The organism is Gordonia spumicola, from assembly GCF_009932475.1.
Taxonomy (GTDB): Bacteria; Actinomycetota; Actinomycetes; order Mycobacteriales; family Mycobacteriaceae; genus Gordonia; species Gordonia spumicola.
Genome location: NZ_BJOV01000003.1, coordinates 42303 through 68134, shown reverse-complemented (window position 1 = coordinate 68134; position 25832 = coordinate 42303). Strand labels below are relative to the sequence as shown.

Annotated in this window: 25 protein-coding genes; 8 read left to right on the top strand and 17 right to left on the bottom strand. The window is 67.9% G+C overall.

Annotated features, from left to right (window positions below):
• Nucleotides 1–190: 190 nt before the first annotated feature.
• From GYB83_RS06420 to GYB83_RS06410, 3 genes are all read right to left on the bottom strand, one after another.
• A complete protein-coding gene (locus GYB83_RS06420) occupies nt 191–1123 on the bottom strand; it encodes an alpha/beta fold hydrolase (protein WP_161894731.1) in 933 nt (310 codons plus the stop codon).
• 90 nt (nt 1124–1213) lie between these two features.
• Entirely contained in the window at nt 1214–2377 is a 1164-nt protein-coding gene (locus GYB83_RS06415; RefSeq protein WP_161894730.1) for a fatty acid desaturase family protein, read from the bottom strand.
• Between the two features lie 46 nt (nt 2378–2423).
• Nucleotides 2424–3497 carry a ferredoxin reductase gene (locus GYB83_RS06410; protein ID WP_161894729.1) on the bottom strand — a complete coding sequence of 358 codons (1074 nt, stop codon included), beginning with the start codon at nt 3495–3497 and terminating at the stop codon, nt 2424–2426.
• Between the two features lie 171 nt (nt 3498–3668).
• On the opposite strand from GYB83_RS06410, the gene GYB83_RS06405 reads away from it, so the two are divergent.
• Nucleotides 3669–4292, top strand: a complete 624-nt coding sequence (locus tag GYB83_RS06405; protein WP_161894728.1) for a TetR family transcriptional regulator — start codon at nt 3669–3671, stop codon at nt 4290–4292.
• Between the two features lie 84 nt (nt 4293–4376).
• A complete protein-coding gene (locus GYB83_RS06400) occupies nt 4377–5801 on the top strand; it encodes a serine/threonine-protein kinase (protein WP_228461239.1) in 1425 nt (474 codons plus the stop codon).
• 21 nt (nt 5802–5822) lie between these two features.
• Here GYB83_RS06400 and GYB83_RS06395 read toward each other — a convergent pair whose 3' ends face one another.
• Entirely contained in the window at nt 5823–6668 is an 846-nt protein-coding gene (locus GYB83_RS06395) for an N-acetylmuramoyl-L-alanine amidase (protein ID WP_228461237.1), read from the bottom strand.
• Nucleotides 6665–7192, bottom strand: coding sequence for a hypothetical protein (locus GYB83_RS06390; protein ID WP_161894726.1), 528 nt, complete (start codon nt 7190–7192; stop codon nt 6665–6667). The genes GYB83_RS06395 and GYB83_RS06390 overlap by 4 nt, the downstream gene beginning before the upstream one ends.
• Nucleotides 7193–7425: 233 nt before the next feature.
• On the opposite strand from GYB83_RS06390, the gene GYB83_RS06385 reads away from it, so the two are divergent.
• From GYB83_RS06385 to GYB83_RS06375, 3 genes are all read left to right on the top strand, one after another.
• A complete protein-coding gene (locus GYB83_RS06385; RefSeq protein ID WP_228461235.1) occupies nt 7426–8220 on the top strand; it encodes a serine hydrolase in 795 nt (264 codons plus the stop codon).
• 110 nt (nt 8221–8330) lie between these two features.
• Nucleotides 8331–9914 (top strand): serine/threonine-protein kinase, encoded by a 1584-nt coding sequence (locus GYB83_RS06380; protein ID WP_161894724.1) that lies wholly within the window; start codon nt 8331–8333, stop codon nt 9912–9914.
• 10 nt (nt 9915–9924) lie between these two features.
• The gene (locus tag GYB83_RS06375) at nt 9925–10818 is read left to right on the top strand and encodes a serine hydrolase (protein ID WP_228461233.1); all 894 of its coding nucleotides are present in this window, start codon (nt 9925–9927) and stop codon (nt 10816–10818) included.
• Between the two features lie 6 nt (nt 10819–10824).
• On the opposite strand, the gene GYB83_RS06370 is transcribed toward GYB83_RS06375, so the two are convergent.
• Genes GYB83_RS06370 through GYB83_RS06355 form a run of 4 tightly spaced genes read right to left on the bottom strand, consistent with a single transcriptional unit; the run spans nt 10825 to nt 14315 of the window.
• Entirely contained in the window at nt 10825–12165 is a 1341-nt protein-coding gene (locus tag GYB83_RS06370; RefSeq protein ID WP_161894723.1) for a dipeptidase, read from the bottom strand.
• Nucleotides 12166–12169: 4 nt separating this feature from the next.
• The gene (locus GYB83_RS06365; protein ID WP_161894722.1) at nt 12170–12922 is read right to left on the bottom strand and encodes a pirin family protein; all 753 of its coding nucleotides are present in this window, start codon (nt 12920–12922) and stop codon (nt 12170–12172) included.
• Complete coding sequence (locus tag GYB83_RS06360; protein WP_371865009.1) at nt 12919–13350, bottom strand: MarR family winged helix-turn-helix transcriptional regulator; 432 nt, start codon at nt 13348–13350, stop codon at nt 12919–12921. The genes GYB83_RS06365 and GYB83_RS06360 overlap by 4 nt, the downstream gene beginning before the upstream one ends.
• Nucleotides 13347–14315: a pirin family protein gene (locus GYB83_RS06355; RefSeq protein WP_161894721.1), complete on the bottom strand. Its 969-nt coding sequence runs from the start codon at nt 14313–14315 to the stop codon at nt 13347–13349. The genes GYB83_RS06360 and GYB83_RS06355 overlap by 4 nt, the downstream gene beginning before the upstream one ends.
• Nucleotides 14316–14416: 101 nt before the next feature.
• Here GYB83_RS06355 and GYB83_RS06350 point away from each other — a divergent pair, with 101 nt between their 5' ends.
• Genes GYB83_RS06350 through GYB83_RS06340 form a run of 3 tightly spaced genes read left to right on the top strand, consistent with a single transcriptional unit; the run spans nt 14417 to nt 16476 of the window.
• The gene (locus tag GYB83_RS06350) at nt 14417–14821 is read left to right on the top strand and encodes a hypothetical protein (protein ID WP_161894720.1); all 405 of its coding nucleotides are present in this window, start codon (nt 14417–14419) and stop codon (nt 14819–14821) included.
• 35 nt (nt 14822–14856) lie between these two features.
• The gene (aqpZ, locus tag GYB83_RS06345) at nt 14857–15621 is read left to right on the top strand and encodes an aquaporin Z (protein WP_161894719.1); all 765 of its coding nucleotides are present in this window, start codon (nt 14857–14859) and stop codon (nt 15619–15621) included.
• A 27-nt stretch (nt 15622–15648) separates the two neighbouring features.
• The gene (locus GYB83_RS06340) at nt 15649–16476 is read left to right on the top strand and encodes an alpha/beta hydrolase (RefSeq protein ID WP_161894718.1); all 828 of its coding nucleotides are present in this window, start codon (nt 15649–15651) and stop codon (nt 16474–16476) included.
• A gap of 18 nt (nt 16477–16494) precedes the next feature.
• Here the strand turns inward: GYB83_RS06340 and GYB83_RS06335 are convergent, their stop codons facing one another.
• The 8 genes from GYB83_RS06335 to GYB83_RS06305 all read right to left on the bottom strand — a co-directional run bounded on the left by GYB83_RS06335 (nt 16495) and on the right by GYB83_RS06305 (nt 25813).
• Nucleotides 16495–17361 (bottom strand): SDR family oxidoreductase, encoded by an 867-nt coding sequence (locus GYB83_RS06335; RefSeq protein ID WP_228461231.1) that lies wholly within the window; start codon nt 17359–17361, stop codon nt 16495–16497.
• A 6-nt stretch (nt 17362–17367) separates the two neighbouring features.
• Complete coding sequence (locus GYB83_RS23355) at nt 17368–17529, bottom strand: hypothetical protein (RefSeq protein ID WP_186349729.1); 162 nt, start codon at nt 17527–17529, stop codon at nt 17368–17370.
• 82 nt (nt 17530–17611) lie between these two features.
• Nucleotides 17612–19015 (bottom strand): endoglycoceramidase I, encoded by a 1404-nt coding sequence (locus GYB83_RS06330; protein WP_161894717.1) that lies wholly within the window; start codon nt 19013–19015, stop codon nt 17612–17614.
• 110 nt (nt 19016–19125) lie between these two features.
• Nucleotides 19126–19824: a hypothetical protein gene (locus tag GYB83_RS06325; protein WP_161894716.1), complete on the bottom strand. Its 699-nt coding sequence runs from the start codon at nt 19822–19824 to the stop codon at nt 19126–19128.
• Nucleotides 19825–19846: 22 nt separating this feature from the next.
• Nucleotides 19847–21361 (bottom strand): serine/threonine-protein kinase, encoded by a 1515-nt coding sequence (locus tag GYB83_RS06320; protein WP_161894715.1) that lies wholly within the window; start codon nt 21359–21361, stop codon nt 19847–19849.
• A gap of 130 nt (nt 21362–21491) precedes the next feature.
• Complete coding sequence (locus GYB83_RS06315; RefSeq protein WP_161894714.1) at nt 21492–22916, bottom strand: serine/threonine-protein kinase; 1425 nt, start codon at nt 22914–22916, stop codon at nt 21492–21494.
• 24 nt (nt 22917–22940) lie between these two features.
• Nucleotides 22941–23573, bottom strand: a complete 633-nt coding sequence (locus GYB83_RS06310; protein WP_161894713.1) for a TetR family transcriptional regulator — start codon at nt 23571–23573, stop codon at nt 22941–22943.
• A gap of 2 nt (nt 23574–23575) precedes the next feature.
• Nucleotides 23576–25813, bottom strand: a complete 2238-nt coding sequence (locus GYB83_RS06305; RefSeq protein WP_161894712.1) for an MMPL family transporter — start codon at nt 25811–25813, stop codon at nt 23576–23578.
• Between the last annotated feature and the right edge of the window lie 19 nt (nt 25814–25832).

Below are 25832 nucleotides of genomic sequence, written 5' to 3'. Positions count from 1 at the left end.
TTGACGGCCAGATGCACGCCCTACGGCGTTGTCGTCGGTCGTGATACCTACCGGTATCCCTCCCTCCTCCGCCTTGCCGGGTACACATCTGATCCGCCAATCCCGAGCGGCGAATTGGGAGACACACCCTCGTGCCCGACAGATCTGGTGCTCAAAAGGCGAATATGCGCCTTTTGAGCACCAGATCTGTTCACTCCCCGCAGACGCCCTCGGCGAACGCCACGACTTCGGCCTCCACGTCGTCGCGGATCTCCGGTTCGTTGTGCACTTCGTGGCGGAATCCGCTGTACACGCGGGCGCGGACGTTCGGATGTCCGGTCGCGACCAGCGTGTTCGCGACGTGGTAGGCGCCTTCGCCGTAGTTGGTCACCGGATCCTGATCGCCCGCGAGGATGAGGACCGGCAGATCGGGGCGGATCGAGGTGTACCACTCGTCCGAGTTGGCGCGGTCGTACAACTCGACGAAACCTTGCAGGAAGCGCACGCTCATCGGCGCGCCGACGTTGTTCAGCGGGTCGACCGCGTGATCGGCGACCACCTCGGGGCTTCGCGCCACCCAGTCGGTCGGGCCCGCGCCGTCGCCGTACCGAGAGACGAACCCGTCGAACAGGGTCCCGACATACGTCAGATCGGCGGGGGCGGCGCGATCGGGTTCGGCGGCGATCTTCGTGCGGTCGAACGCGTCGGCCCCTGGGATCTGGGCGGCGATCCCGCACAGGATCAAGCCGGCGAGATCGTCGCCGAGACGAGCGGCGAGCGGGCGCGCGATCATCGATCCCCACGAGTGCCCGAACACGATGTACGGCAGGTCGGGGTACAGATTGCGAACGCGCGATCGCAGGATCTGCTCGTCGGCCACCGCGGTCTCGGCTCCGTCGTCTCCCGAGTCGGCCCAGATGCCCGACTCCGCGGCGGTCTTGCCGTGCCCCGCATGGTCGTCGGCGGCGACGACGAATCCGGCGTCGAGCAGCACGGTGATCAGGTGCAGGTATCGGCGTGAGTGTTCGCCGAGGCCGTGGATCAGGTGCACGACGCCGCGTGCGGGTCGCACGGGCTGGTAGATCCACCCGTGGATGGTGTCGCGGTCGTTGTGCGAGGTGAAGGTGATCTCGTGAAGTGCCATGGGATGCACGTTAGTCACTCGGACGAGCCCGATCGGCACGAATGAGCCCCTCGACGCCGAAGGCGGGTCGAGGGGCTCATGGCGCGTGGGTCAGGCCGCGTCGACGGCCGTGCTGGTGCGCTCGATGTTGACGACCAGATCGTCGTCGTCACGCGTCATCCAGTTGGGAAGCGACAGCTTCGCGATCTTCTTCCACGTCGACAGCAGCTGCTGGCTGAGGGTGCCGGTGTTGTATGGCAGGCCGTACTTGGTGCAGATCGCCTCGACCTCGGGCGCCATCTGCGGGTAGCGGTTGGCGGGGACGTCGGGGAACAGGTGATGCTCGATCTGGTGCGACAGGTTGCCGCTCATGATGTGGAACAGTTCGCCGCCGGTGATGTTGGCCGAACCGAGCATCTGACGGACGTACCACTGCCCCTTGGTCTCGTCGGCGCACTCCTCCGAGGTGAACGTCTGCACACCGCTGGGGAAGTGACCGCAGAAGATGATCGAGTAGGCCCACACGTTGCGGATCAGGTTGGCGGCGGTGTTGCCGACCAGCGTCGTCACGAAGAAGGGCCCGGTGAGTGCGGGCCACAGGATGTAGTCCTTGGCGACCTGTTTGCGGGCCTTGCGCCACATGCCCGCAACGAGGCCCTTGACGTCGCTCCACTTGCGCTTGCCGGTGATGACGTTCTCGGCCTCGAGGTCGTGCAGCATGACGCCCCACTCGAACAGCACCATCAGCGCGGTCGCGTAGGCGAGATTGCCGAGGAAGTAGGGATGCCACTTCTGGTCGCGCGCCATGCGGAGGATGCCGTAGCCGATGTCGCGGTCCTCGCCGAGCACGTTGGTGAACGTGTGGTGCAGGTAGTTGTGGCTGTGCTTCCACTGGTCGCCGGGGCAGACGTTGTCCCAGTCGAACTCTCGCGAGTTGTACGTCTCCTCGCGCATCCAGTCGTACTGGCCGTGCATGACGTTGTGGCCGATCTCCATGTTGTCGAGGATCTTCGACACGCCGAGTGCGGCGACGCCCGCGAGCCACACGGGAGGGAGGAAGGGTACGTACATGGCGGCACGGCCCGCGACCTCGAGCTTCCGCTGGGTGCGGATGATCTTGTAGATGTACTCGCGGTCCGACTCGCCGACGTCGGCCATGATGCGGCCGCGGAGTTCGTCGAGTTCGGCTCCGATGGCTTCGACCTGCTCGAACGTCAGGTTGATCTCGGTGGACGGGGCGGTCTTCTTGCGGAGTGCGAGGGGTGCGATGGTCATGATCCTGCGTTCCTTCGGTGCTCGGTGTGGTCGGGGTGTGCCGGGGTCAGACGTCGATCTCGACGTCGCCGCACGGCGCGGTGATGCAGATCTGGATGTGCTTGTCGGGCTCGGAGTCGAGGTCGCCGGTGAGGACGTTCCGCGTGGTTCCGGACTTGCGGATCTTGGTGCAGCCGAAGCAGATGCCCATGCGGCAGCCGAATTCGGGCGTGAGGCCCGCTCCTTCGGCCTGCTCGAGGATCGTGCGTCCGTCGTTGTCCGCGGTGACGTTCGACTTCGCGAAGACGACGTCGCCGCCGATCTGGTCCGCGGTGGGGGCGGCGGGGGCCTCGATGGTGAAGGCCTCGGAGTGGACGCGGTCGGCGATGCCCGCGGTGTCGGCGTACTCGCGGACTGCGCTCATCAGTGCGCCGGGACCGCACATGTACACCTGTGCACCGTTCCGTTCGGCGACGTCGCTGATGTGCTCGGCGACGAAGTGCTCGGGGTTCTCGGTGCGCGTGTAGTGCATCCGGACGTCGACGCCGTCGATGGTGCGGTCGATCGCGTCGAGTTCCACGCTGTAGGGAACGTCGTCCGGAGTGCGCGCGTAGTGCACGAAAGTGATCGGGCCGCGGTGCCCTTCGGCGACGAGGGTGCGCAGCATTGAGAGGACAGGTGTGATCCCACTTCCGCCGCTCACGAGGACGATCTCGGCCGGGCGCTGGGCGGGGAGTGCGAAGACTCCGCCCGCGGTCTCCAGGCTCACGACGTCGCCGACGGTCGCGTTCTCGCGCAGGTGGTTGGAGACGAGGCCGTTCTCGTGGACGGCGATGGTCAGCTCGATGTCTCCGCGGGAGCCCTCGGCGTTGGCCGGCGAGTAGAAGCGGCGGTGGCGGGTGCCGTTGATGACCACTCCCACCTCGACATACTGTCCCGCAGTGTGCCCCTTCCACTGGCGCGTGGGACGCAGGGTGACGGTGGTGGAACGGTCGGTCTGACGGCGGACCTCGACGACCTTGGCCCTGGTGTCGCGCCAGGTGAGCATGGGGTCGATGAATTCGAGGTAGCGATCGACCGGGTACGGGGTCGCCGTGGCTTCGACGAGTGATCCGACGAGAGTCGCGATGCGGTTTGCCATGTCGGGTCTCCTCCAGTTCGTTCAAGATTTCAGTGAACATCTGTACACAAAAAAGAATGATCGCTGTACAGCTCGGTGTCAAGCGTCCGGCGATGTGTCCGTCGTCACCGGAGATCGCTGCTCCGCTGCGGTGCCGATCGGCGGAAACGGGAGGTGAACTAGACTGCTGGCGTGGCCGGAAGTCGGGCGGAGAAGAAGGAACAGACTCGGCAGGCGCTGCTCGACACCACGATCGACTTGGTGGACGACCGTTCATTCGGAAGCATCAGCCTGCGAGAAGTCGCACGCGGGGCGGGAATCGTGCCCACCGCGTTCTATCGTCATTTCGCGTCGATGGAGGATCTGGGCGTCACCCTCGTCGAGGATGCGATGCGGGTCCTGCGCGGTGCGCTCCGCGAAGCGCGACGCGACCTCGCGGGCCGCGGCATGCCGACCGCCCGAGACTCCCTCGCGATCCTGCTGAAGAAGGTTCGCTCGGACGAGCGTCAGTTCCGATTCCTCGTCCGCGAGCAGCACGGCGGCGTCGCCGAGGTTCGACGTGCGATCGGCACCGAGCTGCGCCTGCTGTCGCGTGAGCTGGCGATCGATCTGGCCCGCACGCCCGCGCTGGTGTCGTGGGAGGCCGACGACCTCGAACTCGCCGCGGACCTGATCGTCACGATCATGATGACCGCCGTCGCCGAGCTTCTGGACGGCGACGGCCGCGACTCCACCGAGCGCGCCCTCGTCACTCGGACCGAGAAGCAGCTGATCATGGTCTTCCTGGGCATGGCCCAGTGGCGTCCCGCTCCCTGACTCCGGCACTTGGACCCTCCGAACGTATGACAATGCCCTTGTCGAGTGTCGAAAGTGCCGGAGTCATGAGGAATGATCGTCCCCATGACGGAAGACTCCAGCTTCGGCCCGTACCGCCTTGACGGCGTCATCGGCAAGGGCGGCATGGGCCAGGTGTATCGAGCGTTCGACACGGCGCGCGATCGCGAGGTCGCGTTGAAACTGCTCAAGGCAGACCTCGCCGACGACGAGACGTTCAAGGAGCGGTTCCGTCGGGAGTCGCAGGCCGTCGCGAAGCTCGGTGAGCCGCACATCATCCCGATCCACGACTACGGCGAGATCGACGGAGTCCTCTTCCTCGACATGCGGCTGGTCGACGGTCGTGACCTGCGGTCGATTCTGCGGTCCGAGGGTGCGATGGAGCCTGCGGCAGCGGTGGCGATCATCGAGCAGGTGGCGGCCGCGCTCGACGCGGCGCACGAGGCGGGTCTGGTGCACCGCGACGTGAAGCCCGAGAACGTTCTCGTCACGCCCGCGGGTTTCGCCTACCTCGTCGACTTCGGCATCGCGCACCACGAGGGAGACGCGCACCTGACCCGCACCGGCACGGCCGTCGGTTCGATCGCGTACATGGCGCCCGAGCAGCTCGACAACGTGCCGATCGGCCCGGCGTCCGATGTGTACTCGCTGGCCGCGGTCCTCTTCGAGCTGCTCACGGCCCGTCAGCCGTATCCGGGCGATTCGGTGAGCGCCGTCGTCAAAGCGACCGTCCTCAATGAGGTCCCCGCCCCGAGTTCGATCAGTCCGAACGTCCCGTACGCGCTCGACGCCGTGGTCCGGCGCGGCCTCGCCAAGGAGCCCGCCGCGAGGTTCGCGACCGCGGGCGGCCTCGCGGAGGCGGCCCGCGCCGCTCTCGACGGAGTGGAGCCGGACCCCGCGTTCAATCGGACGATGGTCGGCCCGTCGCTGGTGAAGCAGCAGTACTCGGGTCCACACGCCGCGACCGAGCGCATCTCATACTCGGGACCGCAGGTGTATTCGGGGCCGCATTCATTCACGGGGCCGCAGCCGGGTTACGGCCAGTATCCTGGCTACACCGGACCCATTCCCACTCGCGACAACCGGATGACGAACCTCGTCTTGGCGCTGACAATCGGGGTCTTGATCATGGCTCTTATCGGGCTAGCCGTCTACTGGTTCGGCTTTCGAAGCAGTGGATCGATCGACGACGCAGGATCGTCCACGACGACGATCACGAACACGATCGAACCTGCTCAAACAACGGCGGCCACACCTCCGCCGGGCTCGGTCGAGTGCGCTGACGGGGTTGGCGTCGGGACAGGCGTGACCACCTGCGGATTTGCGATCAATGTTCGCGCCGCATATCTCGCGGCCGGGCCGATGGGGCAGAGTCGCATGGTGTACGCGTCATCACCCACGACAGGGACAACGTATTCGATGGCCTGCAATCCTGAACAGGGGATCGTGATCTGCCGGGGCGGAACGAACGCGGAGGTTCATATCTACTGAGGACGTGCGAGGATGGGGGTGTCACTCGCAGGTGTTCGGGACCGCAGCCTTTGTCGCCGCGACTATGGACCGTGCGTACAGTGATCGTCCCGTTGGGCCGATAGGGTTCGACCCGCCTCCACCGTCCACAGTTCCGAATTCGCTGTACACCCACGGCACCTTCTGCGAGATCAGAGAGATCATCGGAAGGTCGCCAGCCCACAGCGGCGCGCGCCCACCGAAGTTGTTCTGCACGACGTTTACCTGACGGCCTTCGACCTGGCTTCGAGCAGTCGCGAACTTTGAGGACAGGCGCCCGCTCTTCCGGGCGAGGTCTGCGTTCTTGAATGTGACGCGAAGGGTTTGGCCGTCGGCGCCTGTACCTTCTCGGTACCCGCCGAGACGCTGGTCGAAGACGGAGTGCTCGCCAGGAGATGTGTGGATGCTGATGCCGATATCTGCTTCTGCTCGCTCGGCGCGGTCGACTCGCTGGCGATATGTCACGCTTTCGCTGGTGTTCTTCTTCAGGAGGACCACCGTGTAGCCAGCACGTTCGAGGGCACGCTTCGCAGTAGTTGCCACAGCGAACACGTCGGCGTCCTCGGCTCCGTTCGGGTAGTCGCGCATCTCGACACCGGTGATCTTGTCGAAGACGGAGATCGACTGGCCGTTGTGGCCCGGGTCGAGTGCCACGACGGGCGCGCGGCATCCCGAATCAGCACTGCTGCGAGGAGCCGCAGTCGTTGACGATGAGGCTGCGGTCGTCGTCACGGTCACCGTCTTTACGGGGCTCCCCGAGTCTTGCGGGCTCGTGCACGCCGCCAGCAGCGTGCTGAATCCGACGACGAGCGCGAGTGCGGCAGACTCTCGGAAGTTGACACTCGTCACTTGATCACTGCGATCGTATTCACCGTCTGGCCCTGGCAGATGTAGTACGAACCCCGGTCGGAGCACGTCGTTGAGACGGTGTACCCGAGGTAAGGACTGTAGATCGGAACGCCACTGAACGATCCGCGTGAGAGTGTCGCCTGACGGACATTCTCAGCCCAGCCGCACTGAGTCTGCTCGCTGTTCCGAAACACCGACGAGCCGCACGGATACACGTAGCCCTGGCTTGCCAGGGAACCGCGGACGTCGCTGACTGTCGGCTGTGGTGCTGTCGTCGCCTGCGTTTGAGGTGCGTCCGCGGCGGTTTGTTGGATGGTCGTCGTGGTCACCTGTGTGCTGGGCGAAGCTTCGTTGCTGTCGTTTGCCTTGAGAACTGCGACCGCTACCGCGACGATCGCGATTATGAGCGCGATCCCAGCAACCGTGAACGCGATGATCAGCGGGGTGCGGCGGTTTGGGGGCCTGTGTCCGCCGTGCATTGTCGGCGGATAGTGCTGGTACTCGTTGTACCCAGATGTGGACATGAGGTCAGACTAGCCCGTGATGGGGCGTATGACCTCTCGCGTAGGCCGTTCGGATGGCTCGCCAGGGAGATAACAGTCCGACAACGTAGGCGTTGCGGGTGGGCCACGCGAGTTGGTGGCCGACGAGCGAGTGGCTAGCGTGAATCTCTGTTACGGATGTTGCTGAAGGGGTTTGTGTGATTCGTCGCGGGGTTGTCTCATCATGTGCTGCGCTCGTCCTGACCTGCGGGACGGTGATCGGGGCGGGAACGGCGGCGGCACTGCCCGGACTGCCGAATCTGGGCGCGACGCCGCCGGCCTCACGAGCGCAACTCGCGCCGAGCTTCACCAAGGCCACACGCGGTCTCCCCGGTGCTGTCGGCCTCGCGATCACGCCGGTCGGAAGTGATCAGACGATGTCGTTCGGATCGATCAAGACGGCCAGGGCGTGGTCGACGTTGAAGGTTCCGGTGTCGATCGCGGCCGAGCGCGTCAACGGTTCCCGGGTGGCTCCCGACATCCGCGCCGCGATCCGGCGTTCCGACAACGACGCGGCCGAACGACTGTGGGATTCGATGCGCACCGAAAGGCGTGCCGTCGACGAGGTGACCGCGGTCCTCCGCGAAGGCCACGACACGGGCACGCACGTCGCGTCGCAGGCGGACAGGCCGGCCAGCTACCCGGGGGCCACCCAGTGGACTCTCGCGCGGCAGTCCCGCTTCGGCGCGCACCTGCAGTGCATGCCCGACGCGCGGCGCGTTCTCGGACACATGGCGGTGGTCGAGTCGAATCAGCAGTGGGGAGTCCAGACGCTCAAGCGGCGCGGCGTCACCACCGCGGTCAAGGGCGGCTGGGGACCCGCATCGGATTCCACGGGCAAGTACGTGGTCCGTCAGCTCGGTGTCGTGACCACTCCGCGCGGAGCGTTCGCGGTCAGCATGGCCGCCCTGCCGACCAGCGGATCGTTCGACGACGGCACCGTCATGCTCAACCGCGTCGGCACATGGATCGGAGCGAATCTGTCGAAGTTCCCTGTCGGAGCCTGCTGATCTGTTCGGATTAATTCGAACGGGGGAATTTCCCGAACGGGGCGATGTCGACTGCACATCGGTCGTCTTCACGGCCTAGCCTTGCAAGGCTGTGAAGAAGGAGACACTCGATGGGTGACAACACGCCGAACCGTGTCGGCGAGACGTTCGGGCCGTACCGGCTCGAAGAACTGCTCGGCCGCGGCGGCATGGGCGAGGTGTACCGGGCGCACGACACGTCGCGTGACCGCGAGGTGGCGTTGAAGCTGTTGAACGCGCAGGTGGCGCAGGATCCGACGTTCCAGGAGCGCTTCCGTCGCGAATGCCAGACGCTCGCCCGCCTCGGGGAACCGCACATCATTCCGATCCACGACTTCGGCGAGATCGAGTCCACCTTGTTCCTCGACATGCGCATCGTCGACGGCCGCGATCTCCGTGCCGTCCTGCGCGACCGGGGCGCCCTCGACATGGATGAGGCGGTCGGCCTCATCGAGCAGGTGGCGGCGGCTCTCGACGCGGCCCACGCCGCCGGTCTCGTGCACCGTGACGTGAAGCCGGAGAACGTCCTCGTCACGAGTGCCGACTTCGCCTACCTCGTCGACTTCGGCGTCGCGCACGCCGCCGACGACACTCACCTGACGCACACCGGCACGGCCATCGGCTCCGTCGCCTACATGTCGCCCGAGCAGTTCGAGGACGGCGAGGTCGGTGCGTCGTCCGACGTGTACTCGCTCGCGGCTCTCTTCTTCGAACTGCTCACCGGCCGTCAGCCGTACCCCGGCGACTCGGTGTCGACGGTCATGCGCGGCATCCTGATCGACGACGTGCCCGCGGCGTCGGGCGTCAATCCGTCCGTCACCGGCCCGATGGACGCCGTCGTCGCCTGGGGCCTGGCGAAGAAGTCGGCCGATCGATGCCAGTCGGCGGGCGATCTGGCCCGCGCGGCCCGCCGAGCACTGGACGGCGAGACGCCGGACGTCGCGGTCGCGCAGACGTCGATCGTCGCGGTCGACAACGCCGCGAACACCATGCTCAAGAAGGTTCCCGACGTCCCGAGCCCGCCGGTCGCGAGCGGTCCGGTGAACAGTGGTCCGCACAGTCAGACGATGGTCGCGTCGGCCGGATACGCCGCAACGGTCGCCAGCGGGCCGCACCAGGTCGCGAGCGGCCCGGTCCACCTGCAGAGCGGCCCGGTGCCGGTCGGCATGTACCCCGGACAGGCGTACCCGTACGGGAGCGGCCCGGTGCCCGCACCCGGACGCAATGCCACCAACACCGCACTGATGGTGCTCATCGGCATCCTCGTCGCCGCCCTCATCGGCGGCGGAGCCTGGCTGGCCGCCGACAAGCTCGGCTCCGACGACGCGACGACGACCCAGGCGGGCGAGTCGCCGACGGACGCGGCAGACGTCGCCGACAGCGGTTCCGGCCAGACGGTCACCACGCCGACCACCTCGACGTACACGCCGGGGCCCCCGCCGTCGGACAACCAGGAGTGCTACTCGGGCGTCGGCACCGGCTATCCGCAGTGGACGGGCTGCGAGTTCGCCCGGAACGTGCGCGATTCGTACGTCCAGAGCGGGGCGCTCGGCGAGTCGCGGACGATCAACGCCTGGGCTCCTCAGCAAATGAAGAACTACGTGATGACGTGCGGCCCGTACGCGGGCATCGTCGCCTGCCGCGGCGGCAATCAGGCCGTCGTCTACATCTACTGAGCGGATTCCGGTGAACACTCTGCGATCTGCGACGATCCGTCGCGCCTTCGCCACGGCGGTCGTCGCGGCGATCTCGACGGCGGGCCTGGCGGCCTGTGCGGACGGCGGGGACTCCGCCGAATCGGGACAGCCGGCGGCGACGACCGCCGCGAGCAGTCCGGCGACGGCCGCGTCGAGCACGTCCACGGTTCCGACCGGTGCGGAAGCGGTTCTCGCGGCGAGCTTCACTCGGCAGGGATTCCCGGCCGACGTGGGTGTCGCGCTGGCGCCCGTCGGCGGCGGCGACGTCTACACGTTCGGCGACCAGACACCACGGGTCGCGTGGTCGACGATCAAGGTGCCGCTCGCGTTGGCCGCCAAGCGGAAGAACGGGTGGATGCCCGAGATCGAGAACGCGATCGTCGACTCCGACAACGACGCCGCTCTCGCGCTCCGCAAGTCGCTCGGGTCGCCGTCCTCCGGGCGGAATCAGGTGGAGGCCGTGTTCCGCGACGGCGGTGACACCACGACGCGGGTCGTCGAGATCAAGGCCGACGACGAGACCTTCGGCCTCACCCCGTGGCCGCTGGAGGGCGCCGCGACATTCGGCTCCAATCTGCCCTGTCTCGACGACAGCAAGGAGATCGTCCGCCTGATGGGCCGCGTAGCGGACAACCAGGAGTGGGGGATCCGGACGATGGACGCGCCGAAGAAGACGTCCGTGAAGGGCGGCTGGGGCCCCGGTGACCAGGGCGGCGTCGAAGTGCGCCAGCTCGGGCTCATCACGCACAAGGACGGCAGTCAGACGGCCGTCGCCATGAGCACTTACTCGGGCGACCCGATGGGCACGGGCGTCGCCGTCCTCAACAAGGTCGCCGACTGGCTCGACAAGAACATCGCCAAGCTCCCGAAGGGCCGCTGCTGACCCTGCTCACCTCCCGAACGAGGTGAGCAGGAGGGCCTCGGTGAGAGCGGTCCGGCGGATCTCCTCGGGGTCGACGGATTCGTCGGGTGCGTGGATGTGGCACAGCGGCTCCTCGACGCCGAGGAGTGCGATCTCCGCGGCGGGATGGGCCTCGGCGAGCACGGTGCACAGGGGAATCGATCCGCCCTGGCCCGCGTAGAACACGCCGTCGATGCCGTACGCGGACGTCATCGCGTCGGTGAGCGCGCGGTATCCGGGCCCGTCGGTGGTCGCGAGGAACGGTCGACCGAACGAGTCGGGCTCCACCTCGACAGTCACACCCCACGGGATGTGCGCCGTCAGGTGGGCGACGAGGGCGTCGTAGACGGGCTGCGGCTCCAGGCCCGGCGGGATCCGCAGGTTCAGCATGGCGGAGGCCCGCGGGATGATGGCGGCGGCGCAGTCCGCGGTCGACGGGGCGTCCACCCCGATGACGGTGACGGCGGGCCGGGCCCACGCCATCTCGGCGGGGGTGCCGCTGCCGAGGATGTCGGTGCCGGGGAGCGCGCCCACGTCCTTGCGGAACTGCTCGTCGGAGTACACGACGCCCTCCCACGTCTGGTCGTTGGGGACCCCGTCGATGGTGGTGTCGCCGCGCGCGTCGCGCAGCGAGGCGAGCCCGGCGATGAGGGCGGCCATCGCATCGGGCGTCGGACCGCCCGCGGCGCCCGAGTGGACGGCCGTCTCCAACGCGGACACGGTCAGCTTCACGTTGACGACGCCGCGCAGACTCGTCGTCAACGTGGGGACGCCCGCGGCGACGTTGCCTGCGTCGCCGATCAGGATGAGGTCTGCGGCGAACAGGTCGGGACGCTCGGCGACGAGGTCGTCGAGGCCTTCGCCGCCGGCCTCCTCGGAGCCTTCGATGATGATGCGGACGTTGCAGGCGATGTCGTCGCCCGCCGCGCGCAGCGCGGTCAGGTGCGAGACGAGATTGCCCTTGCAGTCGGCCGATCCCCGCCCGTACCAGCGGCCGTCGCGCTCGGTCAGTTCGAACGGCGGCGACGACCACAGCGCGTCGTCGCCCGCGGGCTGCACGTCGTGGTGGCTGTAGAGGGCGACTGTCGGCGACCCCTCCGGACCGGGCCGGTACCCGACGACGGCAGGCGAACCGTCGCTGGTGACGATCACCTCGGTGGCGAAGCCGAGGTCGTCGAACGCGGCGGCCACCCAGTCGGCGCTCGCGCGGCTCGCCTCGGCCTTCGACGCGTCGAGGTGCACGGACGGGAATCCGACGAGTGCGGCGAGGTCGTCGCGGGCGCGGCCCATCAGGTCGGTGACAGAGGCGTTCAGATCGGGGGCGTTCATGCCTCTAGGGTCGCACGATATCGAACGTCGCGTGCATCTCCCAGTACAGGATCTCGGCGTCGTCGCTCGTCCCGCGGACGACGATCCCGCCGGCGTCCGTCAACCGTGCGGCGTCCCCCTCGGACAGCTCGCGGGTCTCGCCGTCGACGTCCACGGTGACCGACCCGCGCGCGACGAACAGGTGCCCGTACGGGGCTCCGGGCAGGCTGATCGCGGCCGCGGGGACGGGTTTCGCGATGTGCAGCGCCGCGTACTCGTTGTGGATGTGCGCGACGTCGAGGCCGGCGTGCTCCGGCCGTCCGGACGCGACCAGCACGGGCTCGCCGGTCGCCAGGGCCGCGGCGACGTCGTGCTCGGAATGGCTCGGCGGCAGACCGTCGGTGTCCGGCGCCACCCACATCTGGATCACGCGCAGAGCCTTCCGGTCGGCGCGCGACGACGCGTTCCGCTCCGAATGCGTGATGCCCGTGCCTGCCGTCATCCGGCCGAGCACTCCCTCGCCGAGCGTCACCTCGTGGCCGAGCGAGTCGCGGTGGGTGACCGCGCCGTCGAGGACCCACGTCAGGATCTCCATGTTCTGGTGATGATGCGCGTCGAGGCCTTCGCCGGGGTCGACGACGTCGTCGTTGTTCATCACGAGGACGCCGTGTGCGTTCCCGAACAGGTCGTAGTTGCCGGTGCCGGGGAACGACTGCCGGGATGTGAGCCATTCGTTCGCCCAATGCAGGCGGTCGGCGGCCGGGACGACGGTGATCACCGATGCTCCTCGAGGTTGGTCGCGATGCGCCGCATGACGGCGCCGAGTGCGGCTTCGTCGTCGGGGGAGATCGCGGAGTGGAACAGTGCGTCGACGTCGGACCCGTGGTGGCGGGCGGCGACGTCGAACGCGGCGAGCCCGTCGTCGGTGAGGCACGCGTACGCGCCGCGTCGGTCGCCGGGGACGGGTTCGCGGCACAGCCACCCGCGTTTGGCGAGGACGTCGACCTGGTAGGTGAGGCGCGACGCCGAGAACACCATGCGTTCGGACAGTTCGCGCATGCGGAGTCTGCGGTCCGGGGCCTCCGACAGCAGGAGCAGGACGTGGTAGTCGCTCAGGCTCATGCCGTCGGAGGCGCGCAGCCGTTCGTCGAGCGCGGTCTGCATGCGTGCGCTGTTCTCGATGAACAGGCGCCAGGCGTCGCTCACCTGCGGACGCGGTGCGGGCGCAGGGCGTCCGGCGGGACGATGCCGAGGCGACCGGCCTGGAAATCCTCCATGGCCTCGATGACCTCGGCCTTCGTGTTCATGACGAACGGGCCGTACTGTGCGATCGGCTCCCGGATGGGGAGTCCGCCCAGCAGCAGGACCTCGAGCGCGGGACGGTTCGAGTCCTGGCTGCCGTCGGCCGACACGGTGATCCGGTCGCCCGCGCCGAGGACGACGAGCTGGCCGCCCTCGACGGCCCGGCCGCCGACGCTGCCGCGCCCGGACAGGACGTAGACGAGCGCGTTGAAGTCGGTGCGCCAGGGCGTCGACAGCTCGGCGCCGGGCGCGATCGTCGCGTGCGCGAAGGTGATCGGCGTGTGGGTGGCTCCGGGACCGACGTGTCCGTCGAGGTCGCCCGCGATCAGGCGGACGAGTGCACCGCCGTCCTGCGACGTCAGCAGGGTGACCTGCTTGCCCTCGAGGTTCTGGTACTTGGGGGTGATGAACTTGTCGACGGCGGGCAGGTTGACCCACAGCTGGACGCCGTGGAACGTGCCGCCCGACTCGACGAGTTCCACCGGCGGCGTCTCGATGTGAAGGATGCCGGATCCGGCGGTCATCCATTGTGTGGCCCCGTTCTCGATGAGGCCGCCCCCGCCGGTCGAGTCCTGGTGCTGGAAGCGGCCGTCGATCATGTAGGTGACGGTCTCGAAGCCGCGATGCGGGTGCCAGTCGGTGCCGCGGGGCTCGCCCGGCTGGTACTCGACCTCACCCATCTGGTCCATGTGGATGAACGGGTCGAGCGCACGTTGGGAGACGCCCGCGAACGCGCGGACGACGGGGAAGCCCTCGCCTTCGTGGCCGCGGGGGCCGGTCGTCACGGAGCGGACGGGGCGGTCGGTCTGATCGATGGTCGCGCCGGAGATGCGGGGCAGGGTCAGGGTGTCTGCGCTGACGGCGGGCATGACGTCCTCCAGTTCTTAAAATTTGAACGATCTGCCGTCCTCAACCGTACCCGCGCCCAATCCATTCCCGGAACCGCTCCGCACCGGTCATACTTGGACTTATGGCAATCATGTCGACGCCCGAGGATCGCGCACGCTCGGGACCGGAACGTCAGCGTCTGCGCAAGCTGGCGCAGGCGGCACTCAACGCCGACCAGACCGTCAACCAGGTCGAAGACATCATCGGCGAGATGGGGCCGGTCCTGGCCGGGCTCGCGAAGACGACGTCCGACCTCGACGGCACCCTGGAGAACCTCGAGGTGACCCTCGAGACGTTCAGCACCACCCTGGTCCGGGTGGACGAGACGGTGACCCGGATGGCGAGCGTCGTCGCGCGACTCGAGGCCGTTGTCAGTAGGGTCGAGAGCATCGTCGTGATCGCCGAAACCGCACTGCGGCCGATCGGGGCGATCGAGTCTGTCGGGCGAGCGGTCGCCGGGCGGCTGGGGATCATCGACGCCGACTGAGCGACGATCGGTCGGCACCACAGGGGGAGTGAGCAATGACCGACACCGTATCGACACCAGCGAAGTGGCTGGCCGAAGCGTTCGGAACGTTCTGGCTGGTCTTCGGCGGCTGCGGCAGCGCGATATTCGCGGCGAAAGTCGTCGCCGAGGACGCGGGGACCGCGACGAGCGTCCAACTCGGCATCGGCTTCCTCGGCGTCGCTCTGGCGTTCGGCCTGACCGTCGTGACGATGGCGTACGCGGTCGGACACATCTCCGGCGGCCACTTCAATCCGGCCGTGACGCTCGGCGCTGCCGTCAGCGGCCGCCTCAGCTGGCGCGACCTGCCGGGCTACTGGATGTCCCAGGTGATCGGCGGCCTGCTCGCCGGTCTGGCGCTCTACACGATCGCCCGAGGTCAGAGCGGCTGGTCGGCCGAAGGCAACATGGCGGCCAACGGGTACGGCGACCACTCGCCCAACGGCTACAGCCTGGCCGCGGTGATCCTCGCCGAGGTGATCCTCACCGCGTTCTTCCTCATCGTCATCCTCGGTGCCACCGACGGGCGTGCGCCGAAGGGTTTCGGCCCGTTGGCGATCGGCCTGTCGCTGACCCTGATCCACCTCATCTCGATCCCGATCTCCAACACGTCGGTCAACCCGGCCAGGTCGACGGCCGTCGCCTTCTTCAACGGCAACGGGGCGCCCGGTCAGCTGTGGGTCTTCTGGGTCGCGCCGCTCATCGGCGGTCTCATCGGCGGACTGCTGTACCCGCTGATGTTCGAGAATGGAAGGCTCGCGATCAGGGCCCAGTCCGACTGACGGTGTGATCGGCGCTACTCTGCCTGCATGCAGACTTCCACAGCGTCGGTAACCGGTCGCAACGGCAACACCATCGTCTACGACGTCCACCGCCCCGAGGGGGAGCCGGTGGGCGTCGTCGTCGTCGCGCACGGTCTCGGCGAACACGGCGGTCGCTACCATCACGTGGCCCGTGCGATCGCCGATCGCGGCTACCTCGTCGTCGTCCCCGACCATGCCGGTCACGGCCGGTCGTCGGGGAAGCGGCTCGGCGTCACCGACTTCGGCGACTTCGTCGCAGACCTGCACAGCGTGATCGGTGTCGCCGCATCCGACCGCAGGCCGCGTTTCTTGATCGGCCACAGCATGGGCGGCGCGATCGCACTGGCGTACGCGCTCGATCACCCCGACATGCTCGACGGCCTCGTCCTGTCCGGGCCGGCCATCGTGCCCGGCGCCGACCTGCCGCCGCTGATGGTCAAGCTCGCGCCGATCCTCGGCAAAGTCGCGCCGTGGCTGCCCGCGGCCGCTCTTCCGGCATCGGGTGTCAGCCGCGACCCGAAGGTCGTCGCGGCCTACGAGGCCGACCCGATGGTCTGGCACGGCAAGATCCCCGCGGGTCTGGGCGGCGCGCTCATCGGAGCCATGGGCGACTTCCCGAAGCGACTCGGAAGCCTGACCATGCCGACCCTGGTCCTGCACGGCGGCGGCGACGTCCTCGCCAATCCGGAGGGCAGCCGGATCGTCGAGCGTCTCGCGGGCAGCGACGACCTCACCGTCACCATCCTGCCCGGCCTGTACCACGAGATCTTCAACGAACCGGAGCAGGACGAGGTGATCGGCACCGTCGTCGACTGGATCGTCGCCCGCAGCTGACGCGGCGCCGCGGGCGGGTCAGATGCCGACGCGCGCGACGAGTCGGTGGACGGCCCGCGGCGAGAACGCGCCGACGGCGCGCAGCGCGACCGCGTACCGCGGATACAGTTCGGCAGGCCGGTCGACGACGGCCTGCAGCAGCCACTGCGCCGCCTGCTCCGAGGTGAGGGCGGGCGCGTCGTCGTACGACGACGTCGGCGCGATCATCGGCGTCCGCACCAGCGGGAAACCCGCATTGGTCACGGTGACGCCGGTGCCCTCGCATTCGCCGTCCAACGACCGCCCGAACGCGGCCAGCGCGGCCTTCGAGGCGTGGTACGCGGCGAACTTCGGCATCGCTCCCGCCGTGACGCCCCAGGTGACGACGTTGACGATGTGGCCGCGTCCGGCGTCGATCATCGCGGGCAGCAGGCCGAGGATGAGGGCGACCGGCCCGAAGTAGTTGAGCGCCATCGTGCGTTCGTAGTCGTGGAACCGGTCGACGGTGTCGACGGCCGACCGCCGGATGGACCGGCCCGCGTTGTTGATGAGGACGTCCGGCGGGCCGAATCTGTCGAGCACTTCGGCCGCGAGACGCCGTGCGTCGTCCGGGTCGGACAGATCGGCCGTCAACGGGTGAGCGATCCCGCCCGCCTCGGTGATCGCGTCGCACGTGGCCCGCAGTGTCTCGGGTGTGCGGGCGACGGCGATGACCGTCGCGCCGCGCCGCGCGAGCAGATGCGCGGCGGCCTCGCCGATGCCCGACGACGCCCCGGTCAGCAGGATCGTCCGGCCGGTCAGGTCGACGGGGCCGTCGAGCATCCGCAGCATTTCGGCGACGGTCCGCGGTGGACGGAGCATGGCCTCGACCGCGGTGTGCACCACGGTCGAGGCCATGCGGGTCATCGACACCTACTTGTACTTCTTGATCAGGGCCAGGACATCGTCGATGTCGATGTTCTTGGCGACCAGCTTCCCGTTCTTCATCTTGCGGATGCTGTACAGGTCAGCCTTCTTCGAGACCGCGACATGCAGTCCGGCCTTCTTGGCCTTCTTGTTCAGATCTTCCAGCACGAGTGGATGGTAACCGGTGAAGGTGAACGATCGCGCACGGTACCGCGGACGTGCCGAACACGGAGGCACGAAGGGACTTTCGTCACTTCGAGTTCACGGTGACGGTGACCGGAGCCGAACCGTCGGCGAACACGTGGAGGCGACCGTTCGAGGTGGTCTCGTAGTGCCCGCCGGTCACCTGAACCGTGTAGCCGTTCGGGTAGTGCACGCTCGACGGGTAGATGACTGTCGGCGCGCTGATCGACTGGTTGGGCACGTAGGTGAACGAGAACGCGCCGGTCGCGGTGTTGAAGGTCATCTTGCCCGGTCGACCCGCGGTGGCCTGCGGGTACGTGCGGACGAGCTCGCGCGAGACGCCCGCCAGGGACTGTCCGCTCGAGTAGTGCCAGTACATCCAGCCCATGAAGCGCTTGTCGGCGCGGTCGAGGGTCTGACTGAGCACGGATGCGTCGACGTCGCCGAACTCCGTGATGACGACCGGCTTGCCGGTGCGACGGGTCACCTCGTCGACGTGCGTCCAGGTGAGGCCCTGCTGAGCCGAGCACAGTGCGCGGAGCTGCTCGGGCAGTCCGAGGTAGATCGCGAGCTGCGACGGGATGCAGTAGTCGTGCGGCGCGATGACGATGTTGCGGTCACGGATGTTCTTCAGACCCATGTACGACGGCATCATCTGGTTCCACGTGACGTTGGGCTCCCAGTAGACGGGCACGCTCGGGTCGCCCTGGCGGACGTAGCGGGTCAGCTTGGACATCGTGTTCTGGTACTGGAGGTCGAACAGGGGGCAGCCGACCGGGAAGCATGTGAGGGCCGCGGTGCCGGGCCACGGCTCGTTGAGGAGTTCGATGCCCATGACGCCCGCGTGGCCCTTGAGGCCCGCCGCGAGCGACTTCAGCGCGGTGCCGAGGTAGTCGATGACTCCGTTGCTGTTGGTCCAGACCTCGTCCCAGGCCTTGTTCATCGACGGCATCAGGTAGAACAGCGGGAATCCGGGGTTGGGCTCGCCCTGGGCGGGCCGGGACTTGATCGACCACGCGGGGAATCCGTTGCCGTCCCACGGCGACGACAGGCCGTCCTGATGGTTGTCCAGGAGCGTGCGGATGCCGTGCGACGCCAGCATGTCGACGACTCCGACGACGCGCGCGATGTAGGCCTCGTCGACGTCGCCCTTCGTGGGCATGAGGGCGTCGAACGAGACGCCGAGACGGACCGAGTTGAAGCCGAGGTTCGCGAGCTTGGTCGCGTCGGCGTCGGTGACGGTGAATCCGTCGTTCGCCGTCATGTACGGCGCACTCTTGTCGACGTTGTTCACGCCGTGGTTGAGCACGACGCGTCCGGACGAGTCGATGATCGACGTCCCGCGTGTGTGCAGGGCGCTCACGAGGGAGTCGTCGGGCGCGGCGATCGCGGCGGGGGCGGGAAGGAGGGCGGTGGAGACGACCGCGCCGATCGTGACGACGACGGCGGCGATACTGCGGGGCAGAGACATGCCCGGAATGTTACTGGTGAGTCAGTTCACAGTCGCGGTTCCGAACGGCAGACGTCACAGAATCCTCTCAGGAAGGCGTGTTTCCATGCCATTCCGGCTTCGTTCACCCCTCAGGCGGGTTGTGGACCCTCTCCCCGCTCGAGTGCCGCCCGCATCGTCGACTCCAACGCCGTGGCGCCCGACGTCGGCAGATCGATCAGACCGTCCAGCTCGGCCCTGGCCCTCTCGTACGCTTGACGCCGTTCCTGCGGCGACGCGCCGTCGTCCATCGCGAGCGCCAACAGTCGTTGTGCCCGGGCGAGCCGCTCCTGCTCGACCGGACTGAAATCGGACCGCCGCCGCCGTCTGGCCTCCTGTTCGGCCACGCCGAGCGACACAGCGTAGTCGTGGACGGCGTCGCGGTAGGCACGGACCGCGACTGGGTCGGATGCGGCGTCGGCCGACGGGCGCAACAACTCGGCCCGACTGCGATCGCGGTGGAACTTCTCCGTCATCGGTTCACGAAGGTCGACGAGCATCGGATAGTCCAACAGCGTCGCGAGATCGGTCTCGTGCGCGAACCAGCGTTCGTCGACGCCGTTGTGCTCGGCGACGGCGGCGTCGAGCTCGCGCTGCACGGACGCGGCGTCGATCCGCCCGCGGCTCTCTGCTTCGGCGCGTGCCACCGACGACTCGTGCTTGATCCGATATCGCTCGAGACTGCGCTGCTCACGGCGCTCGTTCCACGCCCCGATGGCCCGGGCCGCACCTCCGATCGAGCCGCCGAACACGAAGACGAGCCACCAATAGTCGCCGATGAAGCCCCACATGGCTCCATTGTGCCGGGTGGGACTAGCAGATCTCCGTTCCGACGGGTGTCGAGTCGTCGAGGCGTCGCGCGTAGACGGCTCCGCCGATGCGGGCCTTGGTCGCGCAGGTGTCGGCGAGCGACGAACCCTCGTAGTAGACGGCGTAGATGGCGCTGCCGTCGTCGTACGCCTGGCGCATCGACGAGCAGGAGTTGTCGGTCCGCAGGTACTTCGCGCCGGGATTCGACGCGAGCGCCGACGAGATCTCCTGCGAGTACTGACCGGGTGTCGTCGCGTTGTAGACGATGACGATCGTCCGACCGTCGCACGAGGGCACGGTCATCGGCGTCGGCAGGCCGAGGTCGCCGCGGGCACGTGCGGGCGCGGCGTCCGGCGTGGTGCGCGTCGCCGTGGTCTGGACGGTCTGCGTCTGCTCGGGCTCGCCGGGAACGGTCTGGGTGACGGTCGGCAGTTCGCCGGGAGTCTGCGACGCCCCGGTGGAGGTGACGGCGGCCGCGGTGGTCGCGGTGTCGTCGTCGGAGCCGTCCGTCAGCAGCCAGAACGCGCCGCCCGCCGCCAGCAGCGTGACCGCCGCGACCGCCGCTGCGATGAGCGCCGTCTTCCCGCCTGACGATCGGGTCGGCTGCGGCCCCGTCGGATACGGCACCGGATAGCCGACGGGTTGGGGATACGGGCTCTGCATCGGCGCGGGCTGCGGGATCGGGGCCACGAGCGTCGGCGTGTGCCGCCCCGCGAGTGCGTCCTTCGCGGCGTCGGCGAACGCCCCGCACGATGCGATGCGCTGCGCCGGATCCTTCGTGGTCCCCGCCGCGATCACCGGGTCGAGGACGGTTCCGGTCGGCGGGATCGGCCGGGTCAGGTGGCTGGAGATGATCCGCTCGTAGCTCGTCGACGGATACGGGGGAGCGCCGGTGACCGCCTCGAACAACACGCAGGCCAGCGAGTAGACGTCGCTTGCCGGAGTGAGCGCGGCGTCGTCGCCGAACCGTTCCGGAGCCATGTACGCGAACGAGCCGATCGCGGCGCCGGTCGCGGTGAAGCGGGTGGCCCCCGCCGACTGGGCGATCCCGAAGTCGACGAGGTACGCGAAGTCGTTGGCGTCGACGAGGATGTTCTCCGGCTTCACATCGCGGTGCAGGAGGCCCGATCTGTGTGCGGCGTCCAGGGCTCCGGCGACCTGCGCGATCAACGACACCGCGCGCTCGGGGTCGATCCGCCCCTCGTCGATGAGGCTCCGCAGGTCACGGCCGTGGACGATCCGCATGTCCAGGTACAGGAGGCCGTCGATCTCGCCGAAATCGTGGATCGGGATGACGTGCGGATCGTTGAGGCGCGCGACGGTCTGCGACTCCCGGAGGAACCGGGCGCGGAACTGCTCGTCGCCCGCGAGGTGCGGCGGCAGCAGCTTCAGCGCGACGTTCCGATCCTTGACCGTGTCGTGCGCCTCGTACACCTCGCCCATGCCGCCCTTGCCGAGCAGTCGGAGAAGGCGGTACGGGCCGAGTGCGGCGCCGGAACGATCGGCTGCGACAGTCATGCCGAACAGCCTAGATGAGTGATTCCCGGTGTGAACGAACGTGCACACCCCGTTCGACACGGCACGATGACCTGGTACGACGCGTCGACTCGCTTCGCTCGCTCAACGAACGGGAGCCGACTTCACCCGCTCAGCAGATGTTCGTGTTCGGCGGCGTGGAGTCGTCCAGCCGACGCGCATTGGTCGAGCTTCCCATCCGCGCGTGGAGTGCGCAGGTGTCGGCGAGTGAGTCCCCCTCGAAGTACACGGCGTAGATCGGGTTGCCGTTCAACGACTGCCGAAGCGATGAGCACGATTCGTCGGTCCGGAGGTACTCCGCTCCGGGATTGTCGGCAAGGGCCCGCGCGACACCCTGGGCGTACTCGCCCGGCGTCGTCACGCTCGCGACGATGAGGATCGTCCGGCCGTCGCATGGGGGACGGCTGATCGGCGTGCTCAAGCCGAGATCGGCCGAGGCGGGCGTCACGGCGGTGACCGTCGGGTCGGGGGTGAGCACCTGGGTCTGGGTGACCGTCGTCGTCGCCTGGGTCGGGGGCGGCGTCGTGGTCGTCGGCGGAGCGGATGACGCGGCGGTCGGCGTCGGGTCGGGCGAGGAGGCCTGTACCGCGAACCAGACGGCACCCGCGCCCGCCAGGAGCGCGGCGATCGCGACCGCGGCGGCGATCATCGAGGTCCGGCCTCGATGCGACGTGGCGGGGACGGTGGGCGCGGGATGGGCGACGGGGATCGGCGTCGGAGGCCTGCCGCCGGTGAGCATCGCGTTCGCGGCGGCCGCGAACTCCCTGCACGATGAGGTGCGCCCCGCGGGGTCTTTGACTGTGCCCGCGGCGATGACGGGATCCAGGACGGTGCCCGTCGGCGGGACCGGGCGCGTCAGGTGCCCGGTGATGAGTTGCTCATAGCTCGTCGAGCTGAACGGCGGAACACCCGTGACGGCTTCGAAAAGCACGCAGGCCAGCGAGTACACGTCGCTCGCCGGAGTGAGATCGACGGTCTCGCCGAATCGCTCGGGTGCCATGTAGACGAACGATCCGATCGCCGCGCCGGTCGCGGTGAGCCGCGTGGCGCCCACGGACTGAGCGATGCCGAAGTCGACGAGGTACGCGAAGTCGTTCGCGTCGACGAGGATGTTCTCGGGTTTCACGTCGCGATGCAGGAGTCCGGATGCGTGCGCGGAGTCGAGTGCTCCGGCGATCTGGGTGATCAGGGCGACGGCCCGATCCGCGGGCAGCGCCCCGGCGGAGAGCATGCTGCGCAGGTCGCGGCCGTGCACTATCCGCATGTCCAGGAACAGCAGTCCGTCGATCTCGCCGAAGTCGTGGATCGGGATCACGTGAGGATCGTTGAGGCGGGCGACCGTCTGGGACTCGCGCATGAAGCGTGCCCGGAACTCGGCGTCGTCGGCCAGGTGGGGAGGAAGGAGTTTGAGGGCGACAGTCCTGTCCTTGGACGTGTCGACGGCTTCGTACACCTCGCCCATCCCGCCTCGTCCGAGGAGTCGAACGAGGCGGTACGGGCCGAGGCTGGTGCCCGATCTGTCGGACTGGTTCGTCATGCGAACAAGCGTACGACAGTGTCTCTACACGGGCAGGCCGGCCTCGAGGAGACCGATCGCCTCGAGGCACTCCTCGAGGGTCGGAACTTCGGTGATGCCGGACTGGTCGACCACGTGGAACATGACCCCGGTGACCGCGGCCATGAACACCCGGAGTCGGAGGTCGTCGCTCGGGACGCCGAGGTAGTCGGAGATGAATCCGATGGTCGTCGCGATGATCGTGTCCGACTCGGCCTGCTGGGCCATGAGCAGGCCCGGTTCGGTCTTGATCAGCCGGAAACGGGCGGGGTTCGACGCCCACTCGTCGTTCTCGCCGAGGCAGTACAGGTCGCTGATGATCCGCCTGATCAGGGCGAACCGGTCCAGGCCCGGTTCGATCGCTTCGAGAAGCGCCAGACGTTCGGCGTCCTCGATGTCGTCCTGCAAGACCACCTGTTCCTTGCTCTGGAAGTAGCGGAAGAACGTGGTGTGCGAGACGTCCGCGGCGTCGGCGATCTGTGCGACCGTCGTCGCGGTGTATCCCTGCTGTTCGAAGAGGTCCATCGCGGCCGTGCGGATCGCCTTGCGGGTGCGGGCCTTGTTGCGTTCCCGCAGACCGGGCCGCGGCCCCGAGGTAGTCCCCGGGGCCGCGGTCTGGGTGGAGCTGTCGGTCGGCATGGTCAGTCGGCCTTGCCGACGCTCACCGGGGCGGGCTCGGCCGGGACGCCGAGGTCGCGGACCTTGCTGCCTTCGATGTCGAAGTCGATGACGACCTTGTCGAGCCACTTCGGCAGACCCCAGGCGCGGTCGCCGAGCATGGCGATCACGGCGGGGACGACCATCATGCGGATGATGAAGGCGTCGAAGAACACGGCGATCGCGAGTGCGAAGCCCATCATCTTGGTCGTCGTGTCCGGGCCGAGCATGAACGACGCGAACACGCAGATCATGATGATCGCGGCGGTCGTCACGACGCGTGCGCCGTGGCGGTAACCTGCGATGATCGCGTCCTTGGCGTTCATGCCGTGCATGAACTCCTCACGCATGCGGGTCACCAGGAACACCTGGTAGTCCATCGCGAGGCCGAACACCACGCCGACCAGGAAGATCGGCAGGAACGAGAGCAGCGGCTTCGGGTGCGCGATGAGGCCGAACGCGCCGTCGGTGAAGATCCACGACGTGATGCCGAAGGTCGCGAGCACCGAGAACACGAACCCGAGTGTGCCGATGAGCGGAACCCAGATCGATCGGAACACGCCGATCATGATCAGGAACGCGAGCCCGACGACCACCAGCAGGTACGGGATGAAGGCCTTGTCGAGCTTGGCGGACAGGTCGGACATGATCGCGGTCTGACCGCCGACATGGATCTCGGCGCCCTTGGCCTCGATCGACGGCGAGAGGTCGCGGATCTTCTCCACCAGATCGTGCGTCTCGGTGGACGACGGCGAGCTGTTCGGCGTCACGACGATGAGCGCGGTGTTCGCGTTCGCGTTCGGGTTCTTCGGGTCGCCGCCGTTGCCCATCCACGAGATCTGCTCGGGCAGGACGACGTTCGGCAGGGTCTTGATCTCGCTGATCGCGGTCGCGGCCGCTGTGTCGACGGTGCCCTTGTCGGTGTGGACGACGACGAACAGTTCGCCGCCGATGCCCGCACCGAAGCCCTTGGTCGCGAGCTCGTGCGCCGCGACCTGGTCGTCGGAGTCCATGCTCAGGCCCAGCTGCAGGCCCTTGATCGGGATCGCGGCGAGGGCCAGGACGGCCAGACCTGCGACGATGAACGGCAGTGGACGCTTGACGATGGTGCGACCGAACCGGACGCCCATCGGGTTGGACGCCTCGTTCTCCTCGGCGTTCTTGATCCACGGGATGCGGCCGGCGAACGCGAAGCGTCCGAACGCGCCGAGCAGGGCCGGGATGAACGTCAGTGCGGAGAACACGGCGACGAACACGGCGAGTGCCGCGCCCAGACCCATCTGGGTGATGAAGGGCAGGCCGATCACGGCGAGCGCCGCGACGGCGATCATCACCGTCAGGCCCGCGAAGACGACGGCACTGCCCGCTGTTCCGACGGCACGACCGGCGGCGTCGGCGCGGTCACCGCCTCGATGCACCTCCGACCGGTAGCGGGAGACGATGAACAGCGCGTAGTCGATGGAGACGGCGATGCCGAGCATCATGATGATGCCGGTGGCGGAGACGTTGATCGAGATGAAGTCGGCGGCGAGCGTGACGAGCATGAAGGTGATGCCGACGCCGACGATGGCGGTGATCAGCGGGATGAACGCGGCGACGAGCACGCCGAACGCGACGATCATGATGACGAACGCCAGGCCGAGGCTGGCGATCTCGGCGGTCCCGCCCTGCTCTTGGGCGTTCATCGCGCCGCCCTGCGCCTCGACCTGCAGGCCGTCGACGCGGTGGCGCTCGAGGATGTCCTTGAGCTCCTTCTTGTCGTCGGCGGTCAGGTCCTGGATGTTGATGGTCTGGTGGACGGAGATGCGGCCGACGCGGCCCTGATCGCCGATCACCTGGGACGCCGCGGCAGGCGCCTTCTCGGCGATGGTGAGCGGGTTCGCGAGCGGAGCCTCCGGCGTGTTCACCACGTCGGGCAGCTTCGCCAGATCGGCGACGAGGGCGTCGATCTGGCTGCTGTGCTTCGCCAGGCCGTCGTCCGCCGCGACGAACACGGTGGTGTTCGACTGGGACTGCTGCTCATTGATGGCAGGGAAGTAGTCCTGCATCTGGGTCATGGCGGTGCCGCCGTCGGTGCCCGGCAGCTCGAAGTCCTGCGAGAACTTCGGCTGCAGCGCGCCGACGCCGACGAGGACCGCGGCGAGGGCTCCGATCCAGGCGGCGATCACCCACCACTTGTGTCGGAAGGAGAATCGCCCGAGGCGAAAGAGAATCGATGACATGCTAACGATTGTTAGTCAC